The 16,097-nt window shown below is 73.0% G+C and carries 13 protein-coding genes, 1 rRNA gene and 1 pseudogene; 4 read left to right on the forward strand and 11 right to left on the reverse strand.

Going from position 1 to position 16,097, the window contains the following annotated elements; genetic code table 11:
* On the reverse strand, positions 1-1,478 hold a 1,478-nt coding region (locus AOK00_RS17005; protein WP_055601156.1), incomplete at its 3' end, for an APC family permease.
* A 161-nt stretch (positions 1,479-1,639) separates the two neighbouring features.
* Here AOK00_RS17005 and AOK00_RS17010 point away from each other — a divergent pair.
* Complete coding sequence (locus AOK00_RS17010; protein WP_055601157.1) at positions 1,640-3,268, forward strand: PucR family transcriptional regulator; 1,629 nt, start codon at positions 1,640-1,642, stop codon at positions 3,266-3,268.
* Between the two features lie 73 nt (positions 3,269-3,341).
* On the opposite strand, the gene AOK00_RS17015 is transcribed toward AOK00_RS17010, so the two are convergent.
* A complete protein-coding gene (locus AOK00_RS17015) occupies positions 3,342-4,433 on the reverse strand; it encodes a glycosyltransferase family 4 protein (RefSeq protein WP_079042043.1) in 1,092 nt (363 codons plus the stop codon).
* A gap of 270 nt (positions 4,434-4,703) precedes the next feature.
* On the opposite strand from AOK00_RS17015, the gene AOK00_RS40385 reads away from it, so the two are divergent.
* Positions 4,704-5,711, forward strand: a complete 1,008-nt coding sequence (locus tag AOK00_RS40385) for an HNH endonuclease (RefSeq protein WP_254047391.1) — start codon at positions 4,704-4,706, stop codon at positions 5,709-5,711.
* Between the two features lie 28 nt (positions 5,712-5,739).
* Here the strand turns inward: AOK00_RS40385 and recN are convergent, their stop codons facing one another.
* From recN to AOK00_RS17040, 4 genes are all read right to left on the reverse strand, one after another.
* Positions 5,740-7,482 carry a DNA repair protein RecN gene (gene recN / locus AOK00_RS17025; RefSeq protein ID WP_055601159.1) on the reverse strand — a complete coding sequence of 581 codons (1,743 nt, stop codon included), beginning with the start codon at positions 7,480-7,482 and terminating at the stop codon, positions 5,740-5,742.
* A gap of 143 nt (positions 7,483-7,625) precedes the next feature.
* Positions 7,626-8,549, reverse strand: a complete 924-nt coding sequence (locus tag AOK00_RS17030; protein WP_030315646.1) for an NAD kinase — start codon at positions 8,547-8,549, stop codon at positions 7,626-7,628.
* The gene (locus AOK00_RS17035) at positions 8,546-9,361 is read right to left on the reverse strand and encodes a TlyA family RNA methyltransferase (RefSeq protein ID WP_055601160.1); all 816 of its coding nucleotides are present in this window, start codon (positions 9,359-9,361) and stop codon (positions 8,546-8,548) included. The genes AOK00_RS17030 and AOK00_RS17035 overlap by 4 nt, the downstream gene beginning before the upstream one ends.
* Before the next feature lie 7 nt (positions 9,362-9,368).
* Positions 9,369-9,668 carry a hypothetical protein gene (locus AOK00_RS17040; protein WP_055601161.1) on the reverse strand — a complete coding sequence of 100 codons (300 nt, stop codon included), beginning with the start codon at positions 9,666-9,668 and terminating at the stop codon, positions 9,369-9,371.
* Positions 9,669-9,711: 43 nt separating this feature from the next.
* Here AOK00_RS17040 and AOK00_RS17045 point away from each other — a divergent pair, with 43 nt between their 5' ends.
* The gene (locus AOK00_RS17045) at positions 9,712-10,059 is read left to right on the forward strand and encodes an SCP2 sterol-binding domain-containing protein (RefSeq protein ID WP_055601162.1); all 348 of its coding nucleotides are present in this window, start codon (positions 9,712-9,714) and stop codon (positions 10,057-10,059) included.
* 48 nt (positions 10,060-10,107) lie between these two features.
* Here the strand turns inward: AOK00_RS17045 and AOK00_RS17050 are convergent, their stop codons facing one another.
* Both AOK00_RS17050 and AOK00_RS17055 read right to left on the reverse strand, forming a co-directional pair.
* Positions 10,108-10,950: an ABC transporter ATP-binding protein gene (locus AOK00_RS17050; protein ID WP_055601163.1), complete on the reverse strand. Its 843-nt coding sequence runs from the start codon at positions 10,948-10,950 to the stop codon at positions 10,108-10,110.
* Positions 10,951-11,021: 71 nt separating this feature from the next.
* A complete protein-coding gene (locus AOK00_RS17055; protein WP_437441424.1) occupies positions 11,022-12,119 on the reverse strand; it encodes an HAD hydrolase-like protein in 1,098 nt (365 codons plus the stop codon).
* Positions 12,120-12,198: 79 nt separating this feature from the next.
* Between AOK00_RS17055 and AOK00_RS17060 the strand changes: the two genes are divergently transcribed.
* Complete coding sequence (locus AOK00_RS17060) at positions 12,199-13,491, forward strand: DUF1015 family protein (protein ID WP_055601164.1); 1,293 nt, start codon at positions 12,199-12,201, stop codon at positions 13,489-13,491.
* A gap of 66 nt (positions 13,492-13,557) precedes the next feature.
* Here AOK00_RS17060 and AOK00_RS39695 read toward each other — a convergent pair whose 3' ends face one another.
* From AOK00_RS39695 to rrf, 3 genes and pseudogenes are all read right to left on the reverse strand, one after another.
* Positions 13,558-14,310, reverse strand: a complete 753-nt coding sequence (locus AOK00_RS39695) for a tetratricopeptide repeat protein (protein ID WP_063886616.1) — start codon at positions 14,308-14,310, stop codon at positions 13,558-13,560.
* Positions 14,311-15,141: 831 nt separating this feature from the next.
* Positions 15,142-15,675 (reverse strand): annotated as a pseudogene (locus AOK00_RS41600) (hypothetical protein); the annotation flags it as partial.
* Between the two features lie 210 nt (positions 15,676-15,885).
* Positions 15,886-16,002, reverse strand: a 5S ribosomal RNA gene (gene rrf / locus AOK00_RS17075).
* Between the last annotated feature and the right edge of the window lie 95 nt (positions 16,003-16,097).

Raw genomic sequence — 16,097 nt, forward strand, 5'->3', positions numbered from 1 at the left:
GCGTCGGCGTGCTCGGCGGCGTCCTCCAGCACGATCCGGCCGATGATCTCGTAGCGCTCGGGCCGCTTCGCCCTGAGGTAGAGGCCGAGGCCGAGGCCTCCGAAGAAGACCGCGCCGACGATCCAGGGGATCGCCTCGAAGAAGAGCGAATCGGCGGCGAGACCGGCCGCCGTCTCCATGTTCATGATCAGCAGCACGACGACGGCGATCATGCCGACACCGCCGAGGAGCGGGGCCGTGAGCGTCCTGAACCAGTGCCGGTCCTCGGGGTGGTTCTTCCGGAAGTAGCCGATGACGGCGAAGGAGCAGAGGGTCTGGACGATGAGGATCGCCATCGTGCCGAGGATCGCGAGCAGCGTGTAGAGGTGGATGTACGGGTCCTGGCCGGTGAGCCAGAAGGCGCCGACGAGGAGGACGGCGATCGCGGTCTGCACGTACGAGGCGATGTACGGCGAGCCGTGCTTCACGTGCGTCCGGCCGAGCGCGGGGTGGAGGAAGCCCTCGCGGCCGATCGCGTACAGATAGCGCGAGGCACACTGGTGGAAGGCCATGCCGCAGGCGAAGGAGCCGGTGAGCAGCAGCCACTGGAAGGCGTCGACGGCCCAGGCGCCGATGAAGCTCTGGGTGGGGGCGAAGAACAGGTCGAGCGGCGAGGCGGATGAGGACAGCTTCACCGATCCGGCGAGGCCGTTCCCGGCGATCGTCATCCAGGACACGTAGATGTAGAAGACGCCGACGCCGATGACGGAGATCAGGGTGGCGCGCGGAATGACCCGCTTGGGGTCGCGGGACTCCTCCCCGTACATCGCGGTCGACTCGAAGCCGACCCAGGACCAGAAGGCGAAGAAGAGGCCGAGGCCGGCGGAGGTGCCGGTGAAGGCGTTCGCGGGGTTGATCGGCTCGACGGGGATGCCGTCGGGGCCGCCGCCGGCGATCAGGACGGCGGTGGCGACCGCGAAGAGGACCGCGATCTCCGCGATGAGCATCACGCCGAGCGCCTTGGCGGTCAGGTTGATGTCGAAGTACGAGAGGACCGCGGTGACGGCCAGCATGACCGCCGCGTACAGGATCCACGGAAGGTCGGCGCCGAGCTGATCGGCGACCGTCGTCTTGGCGAAGTACGCGAAGACGCCGACGATCGAGGCCTCGAAGACGATGTACGCGAGGACGGCGAGCATGCCGGAGGCCATCCCCGCGATCCGGCCGAGGCCGTGCGAGATGTAGCCGTAGAAGGCGCCGGCGGCCGTGATCCGCTTGGCCATGGCGACGTAGCCGACCGAGAAGACGGTCAGGACGAGCGTCGCGAAGAGGTATCCGGCGGGGGCTCCGGTGCCGTTGCCGAAGCCGACGGCGATGGGGAGGTTGCCGGTCATCGCGGTGATCGGGGCCGCGGTGGCGACGGCCATGAAGACGACGCCGACCAGCCCGACCGAATTCGCCTTGAGCCGGTGGACCGCTGGGGTGGGGTTCTCTGCCATGGCGCGAGAGCATCCTCGCGCGTGACGTAGGCCACAATCGACAGGCGGTCACACAATTCCCGCCGCGGGGCGACGAGTTGTCGCCCCTGTGTGCGAACTGTCCGGTCCCGTGACCGTGGGGTGATGTCGCCGGAACACGGACGCGGGTAGCGTCCCGCCCCATGGACAATCAGGGCGGGATCACCGTGCAGCGGGCGCTCGAACTCCCGGGCCTGCGCAGCGGGCTCCCGGAGGTCGTCGCCGGCGCGGACCGGCTGCACCGCACGGTGCGCTGGGTGCACGCGGGCGAGGTGCCGAACATCGCGTCGCTGCTCAAGGGCGGCGAGCTGCTGCTGACCACGGGCCTCGGGCTCGGCACCCGGCCGGCCGAGCAGCGTGCCTTCGTCCGGCGGCTCGCCGACCGGGGCATCGCGGCGCTCGTGGTGGAACTGGGGCCGCGCTTCGCCCGCCTCCCGGCGACGATAGTGGAGGCCGCGCGGGCCGCCGGTCTGCCCCTGGTGCAGCTGCACCGCGAGGTCCCCTTCGTGGCGGTGACCGAGGAGATCCACACCGAGATCGTCAACGGCCACTACGCGCTCCTGCGGCAGGCCGAGGAGGTCCACCGGCAGTGCACGGAGGCACTGCTCGGCGGCGGCGGGGTCCCCCAGGTCCTGCGCATCCTCTCGGACTTCGCGGCCAACCCCGTCTTCCTGGAGACCGCCGACGGACAGCTGCTGTACGCGGCGGGCACCGAGTCCGCGCCCGCCGACCCGCTGCAGGTCTGGGACGGGCTGCGCGGCGGGCGGGCGGCCCGCGAATCGGGCCCGCCCACCGGCACGGTCCTGGTCGACGTGCCCGGCGGGGGCCCCGGTACGGCCTCGGTACGGGCCCGCCTCGTCCTGCTCTCGGTCTCCGGCGCGCTCTCCCCCGTCCACCGGATGGCGGCCGAGCGCGCGGCGGGCCTCCTCGCGGTCGTCCTCATGCAGGCGCGCCAGGAGGAGGAGCTGGCGGCGCGCGGCCGCGGCGACTTCCTGACGGACCTGGCGGAGGGCAGGATCACGGCCGAGGACGCGCCGGCGCAGGCGCGGGTCCTCGGCTTCAAGCCGGGCGACGGCCCGCTCCTGCCGGTGGTGATGCGCCTGGCCTCGGAACTCTCCCCCTCGGGCAACTGGGCCCTCCTGGCACGCGCGGTCCTGGAGGAGCTGGCCTCCGTCGGAGTCCCGGTCCTCCTGGGCGTCCGTCCGGTCGAGGGCCGGGTGCCGCTCCTGCTCGGCCTGCGCTCGGAAACGGAGCGCACGGCGGTCGCGGACCGGGTCGCGGCGGCCCTGCGCGCGGGCGTGGAACGCGCCGGCCTCGAACGCGCCGGGGTGCATCCGCCGGTCGTCGTGGTGGGCGTCGCCGGCAGCTGGGCGGCGGCCTCGGCGGGGCTGCGGCACGCGGCGGAGACGGCGACGGCCGCGCAGGGCCTCTCGGACCTGCCCTGGTACGACGCCCGGCGCCTCGACATCGACCTACTGCTGTGGCGGCTCCACTTCCACGGGGACACGGTCCTCGCGGCGTTCGTGGACCGGGCGATCGGCCCCCTGCGGGACCACGACCGCACGTCCCGCCCCCCGCTGCTGCCCACCCTGGAGACGTATCTGGCGCACGCGGGCCGCAAGGCGGAAACGGCCCGGGAACTCCACCTCAACCGCCAGACGCTCTACAACCGCCTGGCCCGCATCTCCGAACTCCTGGGCACGGACCTGGACGACCCCCAGACCGTCCTGGCCCTCTCCCTGGCCCTGCGGGCCCGCCGTCACACGCCGTAGGAACCCACCGGGGCGGTGGCGCCGTTCCCCCGCGGAGAGCCCTGGCAGGGGAGCTCCGCCGGAAGGAAGGCGACTACCGCCCCACCAACTCGTCGTACACGCTCAGCACGTGCGCCACCGTGTCGTCCTCGGTGGGCCAGGTCCCGGCCTGCACCCGCCCCGCCGCCGCGAGGTCCATCCGCCGCTCCACGTCGTCGAGCAGCCCGCGCACCGCACCGGCGAGCGCCTCCGCGTCGCCGTACGGCACCAGCTCCGCCGCGTCGCCGACGAGTTCCGGTACGCCGCCCACCGCCGTGGCGACCAGCGGCACACCGAGCCGCAGCGCCTCCTGCGCGAGCAGGGACCGCGCCTCCCACCGCGAGGGCAGCACCGCCACATCGGCCGCCGCGAGCAGCTCGGCGACGTCCTCCCGCCGCCCGATCAACCGCACGGGCAGCCCTTCGGTGACGATCCGCCGCTGGAGGGCGGCCCGTTCGCGCCCCTCTCCCGCGATGACGAGGAGCGGCTGCGGATCGAGCTCCCGCCAGGACCGGGCCGCGTCGAGCAGCGTCCGGTAACCCCGGCCCCGCTCCAGCGCTCCGACCGCCATCAGCAACGGCCGGTCGACCGCGCCGAGTTCGGCCCGGGCCTTGCCGTCGTGGAGGCAGACGGGCCCCCGCGCGGGCGGCACGGTGACGGGCGCGAGCCGGGCGTCCCTCGCCCCGCGGCGACGGGCCCGGTCGACGAGCTCGGAGGAGGTGGCGAGGACAACGGTCGCGGCCCGCACGGTCCTTCGCTCCAGGAGCCGCAGCACGCCGCCCCGCGCCGCCCCGCGGGCCTGGATCCGGCCGTCCCAGGTCGTCACGAGCGGAGCGCGATCGCCGCTCCCGCTCCCGGACAGCGCGAGCGCGGCCCGCACGGACGCCTCCAGGCCGTGCGCGTGGACCACGTCGGCCCCGATGCAGGCGTTACGGAGCGCGGCGACCGTCGCGGGGTCGCCGAGGCGCGGCAGCGGCACGAAGTGCGCACCGGCACCCAGGTAGTCGTAGACGCGGTCGAGTTCGGCCGGGGCGCACACGGTCACCCGCACGCCCCTCGCCACCAGCCCCGAGGCGAGTGATCGGACGTGAGCGCTGCTGCCCGCGCCGCCGCCGCCCAGCACTTGGACCGTACGGAGCTGTGTCACGCGCCCAAGGATGCCAGCCCGTACCGCCGACCGTACGCACGTTCCGGCACCGAAATGGCGTCGTTCCCCTGTACGGAAGGCGTACCGCTCCGGGACACCCCTCACGGGTTCACCCACTCGGGGGAGCGCACGAACCAGCACGCACTCCCCCGGGCCATGGGCGCCGCCCCGGGGATCCCGGCGTTCACGACATCGACTCCACCCCGCTGTCAGTCTCCTCTGCGAGGCTGCGATCCGGCGGATCCACAACGGACCACCAGGGGAGGGCACATGGCGAAGAGGCCGCGGCAGCAGGCCCGCACAGGGGCGCCCAAGGGGCCCAAAGGCGTGGCGATCTACCACGACATGAAGGTGTACGAGAACTTCGAGCGTTGCGCCCAACGCATCTTCGAGTGCGTGCGCATGGCACAGCAGCAGTCCCCCGGGGCGCCCCGCACGCTGTTCCTGGACATCCAGGGCCACCGGAACTCCGTAGGGGGATACGACGACGCCCTGGAGCTGATGAAGGAGTTCGGCATGGGGTACCTGCTGCAGTTCCTGACGGAGCTCAGTACCCCGCTCATCCGTGTCCGCAACAACGGCCGCCAGCGCGACGACCTGCCGGAAGAGCTGAGGATCGTCTATCCGGACGACGGCAGCGAGTACGGCTACGACGCCACGAGACTCGGCCTGCGGCCGCGGGAGAACTTTCCGGCGGACCGCAGGTCCAAGCCGACGCTCAAGGCCATCACCGCGTACCTGGGCATGGACGAGCCTGCCTGTCTCGTCTGCTGGCGGACGCCGGTCGAACGGGCACACGTGGTCCCCGAGAAGCTCGGCGGCTCCCTGGACGTGCGGAACTTCGCCCTCCTCTGCCACGCCCATCACGCCGAGGCACCGGACGTGGCGGACGCGGAGAGCTTCTGGGCCTGGGTCGACTACGCGGAGCTGCGGGACAGCCCGGACAAGTGGCGGGACGCGCCGGAGCAGCTCCAGGAATGGCTGCGGGAGCGGGGCGTGCGCGTCGACCCGCCCCAGCGGGAGGAGCAGTCCTTCTTCTCGGCCGTGAAACGCGAACTGAAGTCCCTGTACGGCTGGAGCGATGCCGAGTTCGGCTCGGTGGCCTGGGAGGACCTCATGGAGGAGTTCCACGCCGTCCTCGACTCCGCGACCGGCCGTCACTTCGCCGTGGACAAGAAGGTGTCGACCTACGCGTGGGCGTACGACGTGGCCCGTCGCCGCGTGGCCGGCGAGGAGGGCCCCGGTCGGGGAGTGGCCGCGCGCCTGCCCACTCCCTGACCGGACACCAGGCCGAGCCGCCCGGGCGTCAGCCGTCCGCCCGGGCCGTCGCCAGCAGCTCCTCCGCGTGGGCCCTGGCCGTCTCGGAGTCCTCCTGGCCGGCGAGCATCCGGGACAGCTCCCGCACGCGCTCCTCGCCCTCCAGGACCGTGACGCCGGACCGGGTCACGGATCCGTCGTTGGTCTTCTCGACGAGCAGCTGCCGGTCGGCGAAGGCCGCGACCTGCGGCAGGTGCGTGACGACCACGACCTGCGCGGTCCTGGCGAGCTTGGCGAGCCGACGGCCGATCTCGACCGCCGCCTTGCCGCCGACACCCGCGTCGACCTCGTCGAACAGGTACGTCGGCACCGGGTCGACCCCGGCGAAGACGACCTCCACCGCGAGCATCACCCGGGACAGCTCACCGCCGGAGGCGCCCTTGGCGATCGGCCGCGGCGGGGCCCCGGGGTGCGGGGCGAGCAGCAGCTCGACCTCGTCGGCGCCGGACGGACCGTAGGCGACCCGGCGGCCGCCGACCTCGACGCCGTCGGGGTCCTCGGTCTGCCGGATGTCGAAGGACACGCGCGCGTGGGGCATGGCGAGCGAGGCGAGTTCGGCGGTGACCGCGCCGGCGAACCGGTCGGCCGCCTCCGTACGGGCGTCGGTGAGCCGCTGCGCGAGCACCGACAGATCGTCGCGCAGCCGGTCGCGCTCGGCGGTGAGTTCCTCGATGCGGTCGTCGTCGCTGTCCAGCTCACCGAGCCGGCCCGCGCCCTCCTCCGCCCAGGCGAGGACGGCGGCGATGTCCTCCCCGTACTTCCGGGTCAGCTGCGTGAGCGCCGCCCGCCGCTCCTCCACGGCGGCGAGCCGCAGCGGGTCGGCGTCCAGGTCGTCGGCGTATCCGGCGAGCTCGGTGGCCACGTCGCCGAGGAGGATGGAGATCTCCCCCATCCGGTCGGCGAGCGCGGCGAGCGCCGGGTCGTGCGACCGTACGGCCTCCAGGGCCCGGCCCGCGCCCGCGACCAGGGTCGTGGCGTCGACGGACTCGGGATCCTCGGGAACGCCCGCGAGCGCGGCGTGCGCGAGCGCGGCGGCGGAGGCGAGTGCCTCGGCGTGTCCGAGCCGCTCCGCCTCGGCCGCGAGTTCGGCGTCCTCCCCGGCACGCGGGGCGACGGCCTCGATCTCACCCAGCCCGAACCGCAGCAGATCGGCCTCCTGGGCCCGCTCCCGCGCCCGCGTGGTGATCTCGTCCAGTTCGCCGGTGACGGCTCGCAGCCGCCGGTACGCCTCCGCGTAGGCGGCGAGCGGCACGGAGACGGCCTCCCCCGCGTACCGGTCGAGCGCCCCGCGCTGCCGGGCCGGCTTGAGCAGGCCCTGCTGGTCGGTCTGGCCGTGGACGGCGACGAGTTCGTCGGCGAGCTCGGCGAGCAGCCCGACGGGCACCGAGCGCCCGCCGAGGTGGGCGCGCGAGCGTCCCTCGGCCGAGACGGTACGGCTGACCAGCAGCACCCCGTCCTCCAGCTCCGCCCCGGCTTCCTCGGCGCGCACGGCGGCGGGCGCGCCCGCGGGCACGCTGATCCGCCCCTCGACGACGGCCGAGGCCGCGCCGATCCGCACCAGGGCCGGGTCGGCCCTGCCGCCGAGCAGCAGGCCCAGGCTGGTCACCACCATGGTCTTGCCCGCACCGGTCTCACCGGTCACCGCGGTGAAGCCGGGCGACAGCTCGACCACCGCGTCGTCGATGACCCCGAGCGACCGTATCCGCATCTCCTCCAGCACGCCCCAGACCATACGAGGTTTCCCTGGTGCGATGCGACATCACCCCCGGGCGTAACTCTCCGGCGCGCCGATCGTTCGCCCCCGCCGGAGCCGGCCGACCGGAGGTGTACGTGGGCGAGCGACCCCCGCCGGGGCCGGCGGACGGGGCGCCTACGTCAGCGGGCCCCGCCCCGCCACCCGGACACGGGCAGGGCGAACTTCGCGACGAGCCGGTCCGTGAAGGAGGCGTGGTGGAGCCGGGCGAGCCGGACCGGCACGGCACCCCGCCGCACCTCGACCCGCGCCCCGGCCGGGAGTTCCACCGTCCGCCGCCCGTCGCACCACAGCACCCCGTGCGGGGTGTGCGGCTCGACCTCGACGGCGAGCACCGACTCGGGGGTGGTGACGAGCGGCTTGGCGAACAGGGCGTGCGCCCCGATCGGGACCATGAGGAGCGCCTCGACCTCGGGCCAGACGACCGGGCCGCCCGCCGAGAAGGCGTACGCGGTGGATCCGGTCGGTGTCGCGCAGATCACCCCGTCGCAGCCGAAGCCGGTCACCGGGCGCCCGTCGATCGCGAGGACGACCTCCAGCATCCGTTCGGGGGACACCTTCTGCACGGCGGCCTCGTTGAGCGCCCAGTCGCGGTGCAGGACGTCGCCGTTCTCGTACACGACGACGTCGAGGGTCATCCGCTCCTCGACCTCGTACGCCTTCGTCACGACCCGGTCGACGACCTTGTCGAGGTCGTCCCGCTCGGCCTCCGCGAGGAAGCCGACGCGGCCGAGGTTGACGCCGAGCATCGGGACGCCGGAGGCGCGGGAGAACTCGGCGCCGCGCAGCAGGGTGCCGTCGCCGCCGAGGACGACGAGGAGTTCACAGCCGTCGAGGGCGTCGGAGCAGGCCTCCTTCACCCTCTCGACGGACGGCGGCAGCGGCAGGTCGTCCGCCTCGGCCTCCAGCACGCGGACGCCGATGCCGCAGCGCAGCAGTCCGAGGACGACCAGTTCGGCGCTGCGCACAGCGGCGGGCCTGCCGGTGTGCGCGAGCAGGAAGACGGTACGTGGTGCGGTCTCTGATGCTGCTGCCGTTGAGCTCAACGAGGTCCTTCCGCCACGGCGCGGTCGACATCCGCCGGATCCAGCGCGGGCGCGCCTGCCCGCAGCCACAGAAAGTACTCGACGTTGCCGGACGGGCCGGGCAGCGGGCTGGCGGTGACGCCCAGGACTCCGAGGCCGAGCTCGGCGGCGCGCCGGGCGACGTTCTTCACGGCGTCGGCGCGGAGTTCGGTGCTCCGGACGACTCCGCCCGTGCCGAGCCGCTCCTTGCCCACCTCGAACTGCGGCTTCACCATCAGGACGAGGTCGGCGTCGGGCGCCGTACAGGCCGCGAGGGCCGGCAGGACGAGGCCGAGCGGGATGAACGAGAGGTCGCCGACGACCAGGTCGACGGGCACGCCGTCGATCGCGTCGAGCGTCAACTCGCGGACGTTCGTCCGGTCCTTCACGGTGACCCGCTCGTCGCTCTGCAGCGACCAGGCGAGCTGCCCGTAGCCGACGTCGACGGCGACGACATGGGCGGCGCCGGCCCGCAGCAGCACATCGGTGAAGCCACCGGTGGAGGCCCCGGCGTCCAGGGCGCGCCTGCCCTCGATCTTCAGCCCGAGCGGGACGAAGGCCTCGAAGGCGCCGGCGAGCTTGTGACCGCCGCGCGAGACGTAGTCGGGATCGGAGTCGTCCTGGACGACGACGATGGCCGCGGCGGTCTCGACCTGGGTGGCGGGCTTGGTGGCGACGGTCTTGCCGACGGTCACCCGGCCCGCGGCGATCAGCTGGCTGGCGTGCTCGCGCGAGCGCGCGAGCTTGCGCCGGACCAGCTCGGCGTCGAGACGGCGGCGTGCCACTCCTGCCACGTTCGGTTCAGCTCCTGTTTTCGTACGGACGAGGGGCGGGGTGCGCGTCGAGCGAGGTCAGCTCGGCACGCAGTCCACGGTGTACATCCTCGTACACCTCCAGGTGTCCGTCCGCCGGGAGGTCGTCCACCTCGGCGAGACGCGCCAGGTGGGCGTCGACCCCGGGGTGCCCGGTGAGCTCCCGTACGACCTCCAGCGGCGCGGCCGCCACGGGCTCGTGGGCGCCGTCTCGCGGGGCCGCCGGGTCCGACGCCTGGGGTTCGGACATCTCCGTCACGGGCTCGGGCTCGGCCATCGCGTCGTTCATGCTCCCGACGCTACCGCGTACCCCTGGGGTACGGTCGACGGCGATGGCGACGATCACGGAGTGCCGCGACGCACTCGACACACTCTCGGACAACCTCGCGCGGGCGGACACCGACGTACGCGGCGCGGCCGCGCTCGACCGCACCCTGAGCTGCCACATCACCGACCTGGACACCACGTTCACCGGCCGCCTCACGGACGGCCGGATCCAGGTCGAGTCCACGGTGGCGGGCCCGCCACCGGCCAAGGCACAGATCCGGCTCGCGATGACGGGCGACGACCTGGTGGCGCTGGTGGGCGGAGACCTGAACTTCGCGAAGGCCTGGGCCTCGGGCCGGGTCAGGCTGGAAGCGGGCTTCCGCGACCTGCTCCGCCTCCGCTCCCTGCTCTAGCCGCCCCCGCAGGACGGGCCCGGCTGCCGCGCCCAGGACGGGCCCGGCTCACCCGCCGAGTGCGGGCTCCGGCGACGCGGCGGGCCGCGGGACACGGGCCTTCCGCCCGGCCGGCACGACCAGTGGCGTCCCCGTCTCGGGGTCCTCGATGACCTGGCAGCGCAGCCCGAAGACCCGCTCGACGAGCTCGGCGGTCACCACCTCGGCCGGCGGGCCCTCGGCGACCACCTCGCCGTCGCGGACGGCGATGAGGTGGGTCGCGTACCGGGCCGCGTGGTTGAGGTCGTGCAGCACGGCGACGAGCGTCCGCCCCTGGGTCTCGTGCAGCTCGGCGCACAGGTCGAGGACGTCGATCTGGTGCTGGATGTCGAGATACGTCGTCGGCTCGTCGAGCAGCAGCAGCGGGGTCTGCTGGGCGAGCGCCATGGCGATCCAGACGCGCTGCCTCTGACCGCCGGAGAGTTCGTCGACGTACCGCTCGGCCAGCTCGGCGACGCCGGTCGCCTCCATCGACTCCCGGGTGACGCGCTCGTCCTCCGGCGACCACTGGCGCAGCAGCCCCTGGTGCGGGTAGCGGCCGCGCGCGACGAGGTCGGCGACGGTGATGCCGTCGGGCGCCACGGAGGTCTGGGGCAGCAGCCCGAGCGTCTTGGCGACCTTCTTCGCGGGCATCGTCTGGATCGACTGCCCGTCGAGCAGGACACGCCCCTGGCTGGGCTTCAGCATCCGGGAGAGGGCGCGGAGCAGGGTGGACTTGCCACAGGCGTTCGGCCCGACGATGACGGTGAACGAGTTGTCGGGGATCTCGACGGACAGATCGCGGGCGATGACCCGCTGCTCGTACGCCAGGGTGACCGATTCCGCGCTCAGCCGCTGCTGCCGACCATCCATGCCCGTACTCCCGTGCCCTCTGCCCAAATGAAGTTAGGTTAGCCTACCCAATTTCACGACCCGGGCCGATGTCACAGCCCGAGCCGCGCGAGCACCTTCCCCGCGTCGGGCACCCCGCCGCCCACGGCGTCCGCCGCCGACCAGGCGGCCCCGCACAGGGCCCGCACGGCGTCCATGGGATCCGCCGCCGCACCGGCCGCTGCCTCCGCCGGCCCCTCAAGCACCAGCTCGCCCCCGCCGGGCGCGCTCACCGAAGCCCGCCAGCCCCCGCACACGAAACTCCCGTCCTCCTCGGCGACGACCTCCGGCTGCCCCACGAGCAGCCCCCGCAGATCGGCCGCGACATAGGTCGGCCGGTGCTCCGGAACGGCCCGCAGCAGCTGCGCCGCGTCCGTCACCCCGGTGAAGACGAGCAGCGAGTCCACCCCGCCGTTGAACGCGCCCTCGATGTCCGTGTCCAGCCGGTCCCCGACCACCAGCGGCCGCCGCGCGCCCGTCCGCAGCACCGTCTCCCGGTGCATCGGCGGCAGCGGCTTCCCCGCCACCTTCGGCTCCGCCCGGCCGCCCGTGGCGATCCGGACGACCTCCACCGCGGCCCCGTTCCCAGGCCCGATCCCCCGCGCACCGGGAATCGTCAGGTCGGTGTTCGACGCGTACCAGGGCAGCCCCCGCGCCACCGCGTAACTCGCCTCGGCGAACCGCCCCCACGGCATCTCGGGCCCGCCGTACCCCTGCACGACGGCCACCGGCTCGTCCTCCGCCGAGTCCACCGGCACCAGACCCCGCTCGCGCAGCGCCACCCGCAGCCCCTCACCGCCGATGACGAGCACCCGGGAGCCCGGCGGCACGTCGTCGGCGATCAGCCGGGCCACGGCCTGCGCCGAGGTGATCACGTCCGCGGCCTCGGCGGGCACCCCGAGCTCGGTAAGGTGCTCGGCCACCGCGTCGGGCGTCCGCAGCGCGTTGTTGGTGACGTACGCCAGGTGCATCCCGCCGGCCCGGGCGACCCCGAGCGCCTCCACGGCGTGCGGCACGGCCTCCCCGCCCGCGTACACGACCCCGTCCAGGTCCAGCAGCGCCGTGTCGTACGCCTCGCTCAGCGGCACCGCGCTGCCACCCGGCCGCAGCCTGCCCACGCCCTGCTCTCCCTGGCCGTTCCGCACCGTCACCACGCACTCCTCGCCTCACCGGGTGAGTTCCCCACTCCCCCGATCATCGCTCATCCCACCGGCCACATACGATGACGAGATGAACACCTCAGGTCACGCGGCCGACGACGTCCGCGACGACGCAGCCGGGCTGCACCTGGCGCCGTTCCGCGGGCTCCGATACGTCCCCGAGCGGGTCGGCAGCCTGGCCGCCGTGACGTCCCCGCCCTACGACGTGGTCGTACGACCTGACGGACTTCTCCATCTGGAGTCCGCGGATCCCCACAACATCGTCCGGCTGATCCTGCCCCAGGCGATCACCGCCGGCACCCGCCACCGCAAGGCCGCCGTCACCCTCGACCGCTGGCTCGCGGACGGCGTCCTCGCCCCGGACCCGGAACCCGCGCTCTACGTGTACGAGCAGCACGGCGACGGCATCCTCCAGCGCGGCATCATCGGGGCCCTCGAGCTCTCCACCCCGGCCGAGGGGGTCGTCCTCCCGCACGAGGACGTCATGCCGCACGTCGTCGAGGACCGCGCCGCCCTGATGCGGACCACCGCGGCCAACCTGGAGCCGCTGCTCCTCACGTACGTCGGCGAGGGCGACGGCGCCGGCGAGGTCGTCGAGCGCACCGTGCAGCGCCCCCCGCTGCTCGCCACGACGACGGAGGACGGCTTCCACCACCGCCTCTGGGCGGTGACCGACCCGGCCGAGCAGGCCACCGTCTCCGCCGGGCTCGCCCGCCACCAGGCCCTCATCGCCGACGGCCACCACCGCTGGGCGACCTATCTGCGCCTCCGCGAGGAGCACCCGTCGCCCGGCCCCTGGAACTACGGCCTGGTCCTCCTCATCGACACCGCCCGCTACCCGCTCCGGGTCCGCGCGATCCACCGGCTTCTCAACCGCCTGCCGGTGGCCGACGCCCTCGCCGCCCTCGACGGCGCCTTCCGGGTACGCCGCGTCGAACAGCCTCTTCCGGAGGCCATGGAGGCCCTCGCCGAGGCCACGACCGAGGGCAATGCCTTCCTCCTGGCCGGAGACGGCGCCTTCCACCTCGTCGACCGCCCGGACGCCGCACTCCTGGACCGCACGATCCGTACGGACCGCCCGGACGCCTGGCGGACCCTGGACGCCACGGTCCTGCACTCCACCCTCCTGGAGAACGTCTGGCACATCCCGGACGCCCCCGAGGACATCTCCTACATCCACGACACGAAGGCCGCGGTCGAGCAGGCGGAACGCCGCGGCGGTACGGCGGTCCTCATGCACCCGGTACGCGAGGAGGTCGTCCGGGACCTGGCCCGCCAGGGCGTCACGATGCCCCGCAAGTCCACCTCCTTCGGCCCGAAGCCGGCGACGGGCCTGGTCCTGAGAAGCCTGGCGCTGGACTGAGGAACCCCGGAAAACGAAGAAGGGCGGCACCCGCAGGGGTGCCGCCCTTCTCACACGTCAGCCGAGTCAGCTCTTGTCGCCGACGCTGTCGTCACTGTCGTCCTCGTCGAGGTCGTCGTCCTCGACGTCCTCGTCGTCAAGGTCGACATCATCGACATCGACGACGTCGCCACGGTCCGACTCCTCGTCGGCCTCGTCCTCGACGAACGCGTCGACGAACTCGACACCGTCCATCTCGGCCAGCCGGTCCGAGGCGTCCGTGGCCCCGTCCTTGTCGGCCTCGAGCGCCTTGGCGAACCATTCCCGCGCCTCGCGCTCACGGCCGGCGGCGAGCAGCGCGTCGGCGTAGGCGTAGCGCAGGCGCGCGGTCCACGGGTGAACGGCGCTGGAGGCGAGCTCGGGGCTCTGCAGCGTCACGATGGCCGCGTCGAGCTGGCCCAGGTCCCGGCGGGCGCCGGCGGCCACGAGCCGCATCTCGACCTGACCGGCCTTGTCCAGCTTCTGCACCTCGGGCTCACCGGCCATCGCCAGCGCACGCTCGGGGCGGTTGAGCCCGCGCTCGCAGTCGGCCATGACGGGCCACAGCTCGACGCCACCGCTCATCCGGCGGGCGGCACGGAACTCGGCCAGCGCCTCGGAGTACTTCTGCGTCGCGTACGCGGCGAAGCCGGCGGCCTCGCGCACGGCGGCGACACGGGAGGCGAGGCGCAGGGCGATCCTGGAGTACTCGTACGCCTTCTCCGGGTCCTCGTCGATCAGCTGGGCGACCATGACGAGGTTGCGCGAGACGTCCTCGGCGAGCCCCTTGGGCAGGCTCATGAGCTCCTGGCGCACATCCGGGTCGATCTCCTCGCCGGTGACCTCCGGCGGGATCGGAAGGCGCTTGATGGGCGCGCGGTCGCTGCGCTCGCGGTCGTCACGACGCCCGTAGCCACCCCGGTCGTCCCGCCCACGGAACCCACCGCGGCTGTCGCCCCCGCGGTCGTCCCGACGGAAGCCGCCACCGCGGTTGTCGCCGCCACGGTCGTCACGGCGGAAACCGCCGCCGCCACGGTTGTCGCCACCACGGTTGTCGTCGCGACGGAACGACGAAGGACGCTCGTCACGCCGGTCGTCGCGACGGAAACCGCCACCGCGGTTGTCCCCGCCACGGTCGTCACGCGAGGGGTACGAAGGCCGGTCGTCCCGACGGAACGACGAAGGACGCTCGTCACGCCGGTCGTCGCGACGGAAACCGCCACCGCGGTTGTCCCCGCCACGGTCGTCACGCGAGGGGTACGAAGGCCGGTCGTCGCGGCGGAACGAGGACGGACGCTCATCACGCCGGTCGTCCCGACGGAAGCCACCGCCACCACGGTTGTCCCCACCACGGTCGTCACGGCGGAAGCCACCGCCACCGCGGTTGTCGCCACCACGGTCGTCACGGCGGAAGCCGCCACCGCGGTTGTCCCCACCGCGGTCATCGCGGCGGAAGCCGCCACCGCCACCACCACGGTTGTCGCCACCACGATCGTCACGCGAGGGGTACGAAGGCCGGTCGTCGCGGCGGAACGAGGACGGACGCTCATCACGCCGGTCGTCCCGACGGAAGCCACCGCCACCACGGTTGTCCCCACCACGGTCGTCGCGACGGAAGCCGCCACCGCCACCGCCACGGTTGTCGCCACCACGGTCGTCACGGCGGAAGCCGCCACCACCACGGTTGTCGCCACCACGGTCGTCACGGCGGAAGCCGCCACTGCGGTTGTCGCCACCACGGTCGTCACGCGGGAAGGAGGGGCGGTCGTCGCGGCGGAACGAGGACGGACGCTCATCACGCCGGTCGTCCCGACGGAAGCCACCGCCACCGCGGTTGTCCCCACCACGGTCGTCGCGACGGAAACCGCCACCACCACGGTTGTCGCCACCACGGTCGTCACGGCGGAAGCCGCCACCGCGGTTGTCCCCACCGCGGTCATCGCGGCGGAAGCCGCCACCGCCACCACCGCCACGGTTGTCGCCACCGCGGTCGTCACGGCGGAAGCCACCGCCACCACCACGGTTGTCGCCACCACGGTTGTCGTCGCGACGGAAACCGCCACCGCGGTTGTCACCGCCACGGTTGTCGTCACGACGGAAGCCACCCCCGCGGTTGTCGCCACCGCGGTTGTCGTCACGGCGCGGGCCACGGAAGCCGCCCCGGTCACCGCCGGCGCCGGCACCGTCCCTGCGACGCGGCTCGCGCTCCGGACGGTCGTCGGGAGAGTTGGTGGACATCGACGTGACTCCTGTCTTCGGGTACTGCAGTCATTCTCGCGCAGCCGGCACTCGGCCGCGCTTCGGAAAAGGTCAAGCAAAAAACAAAAGGACCCCTGGTCCCAGCGTGAACGCTGGGCCCAGGGGTCCTGAAGAATTGTTCGGCGGCGTCCTACTCTCCCACAGGGTCCCCCCTGCAGTACCATCGGCGCTGAAAGGCTTAGCTTCCGGGTTCGGAATGTAACCGGGCGTTTCCCTAACGCTATGACCACCGAAACCCTATCGGTTTCGAGCGAACAAGCACACTCTGTAGTTGTGTTCTAGCTCTAGAAACCAGCAACCGTTCGTTGCTTCAGAACTAACACAGTGGA

The organism is Streptomyces aureus, assembly GCF_001418135.1.
In the GTDB taxonomy this organism is placed as follows: Bacteria; Actinomycetota; Actinomycetes; order Streptomycetales; family Streptomycetaceae; genus Streptomyces; species Streptomyces aureus_A.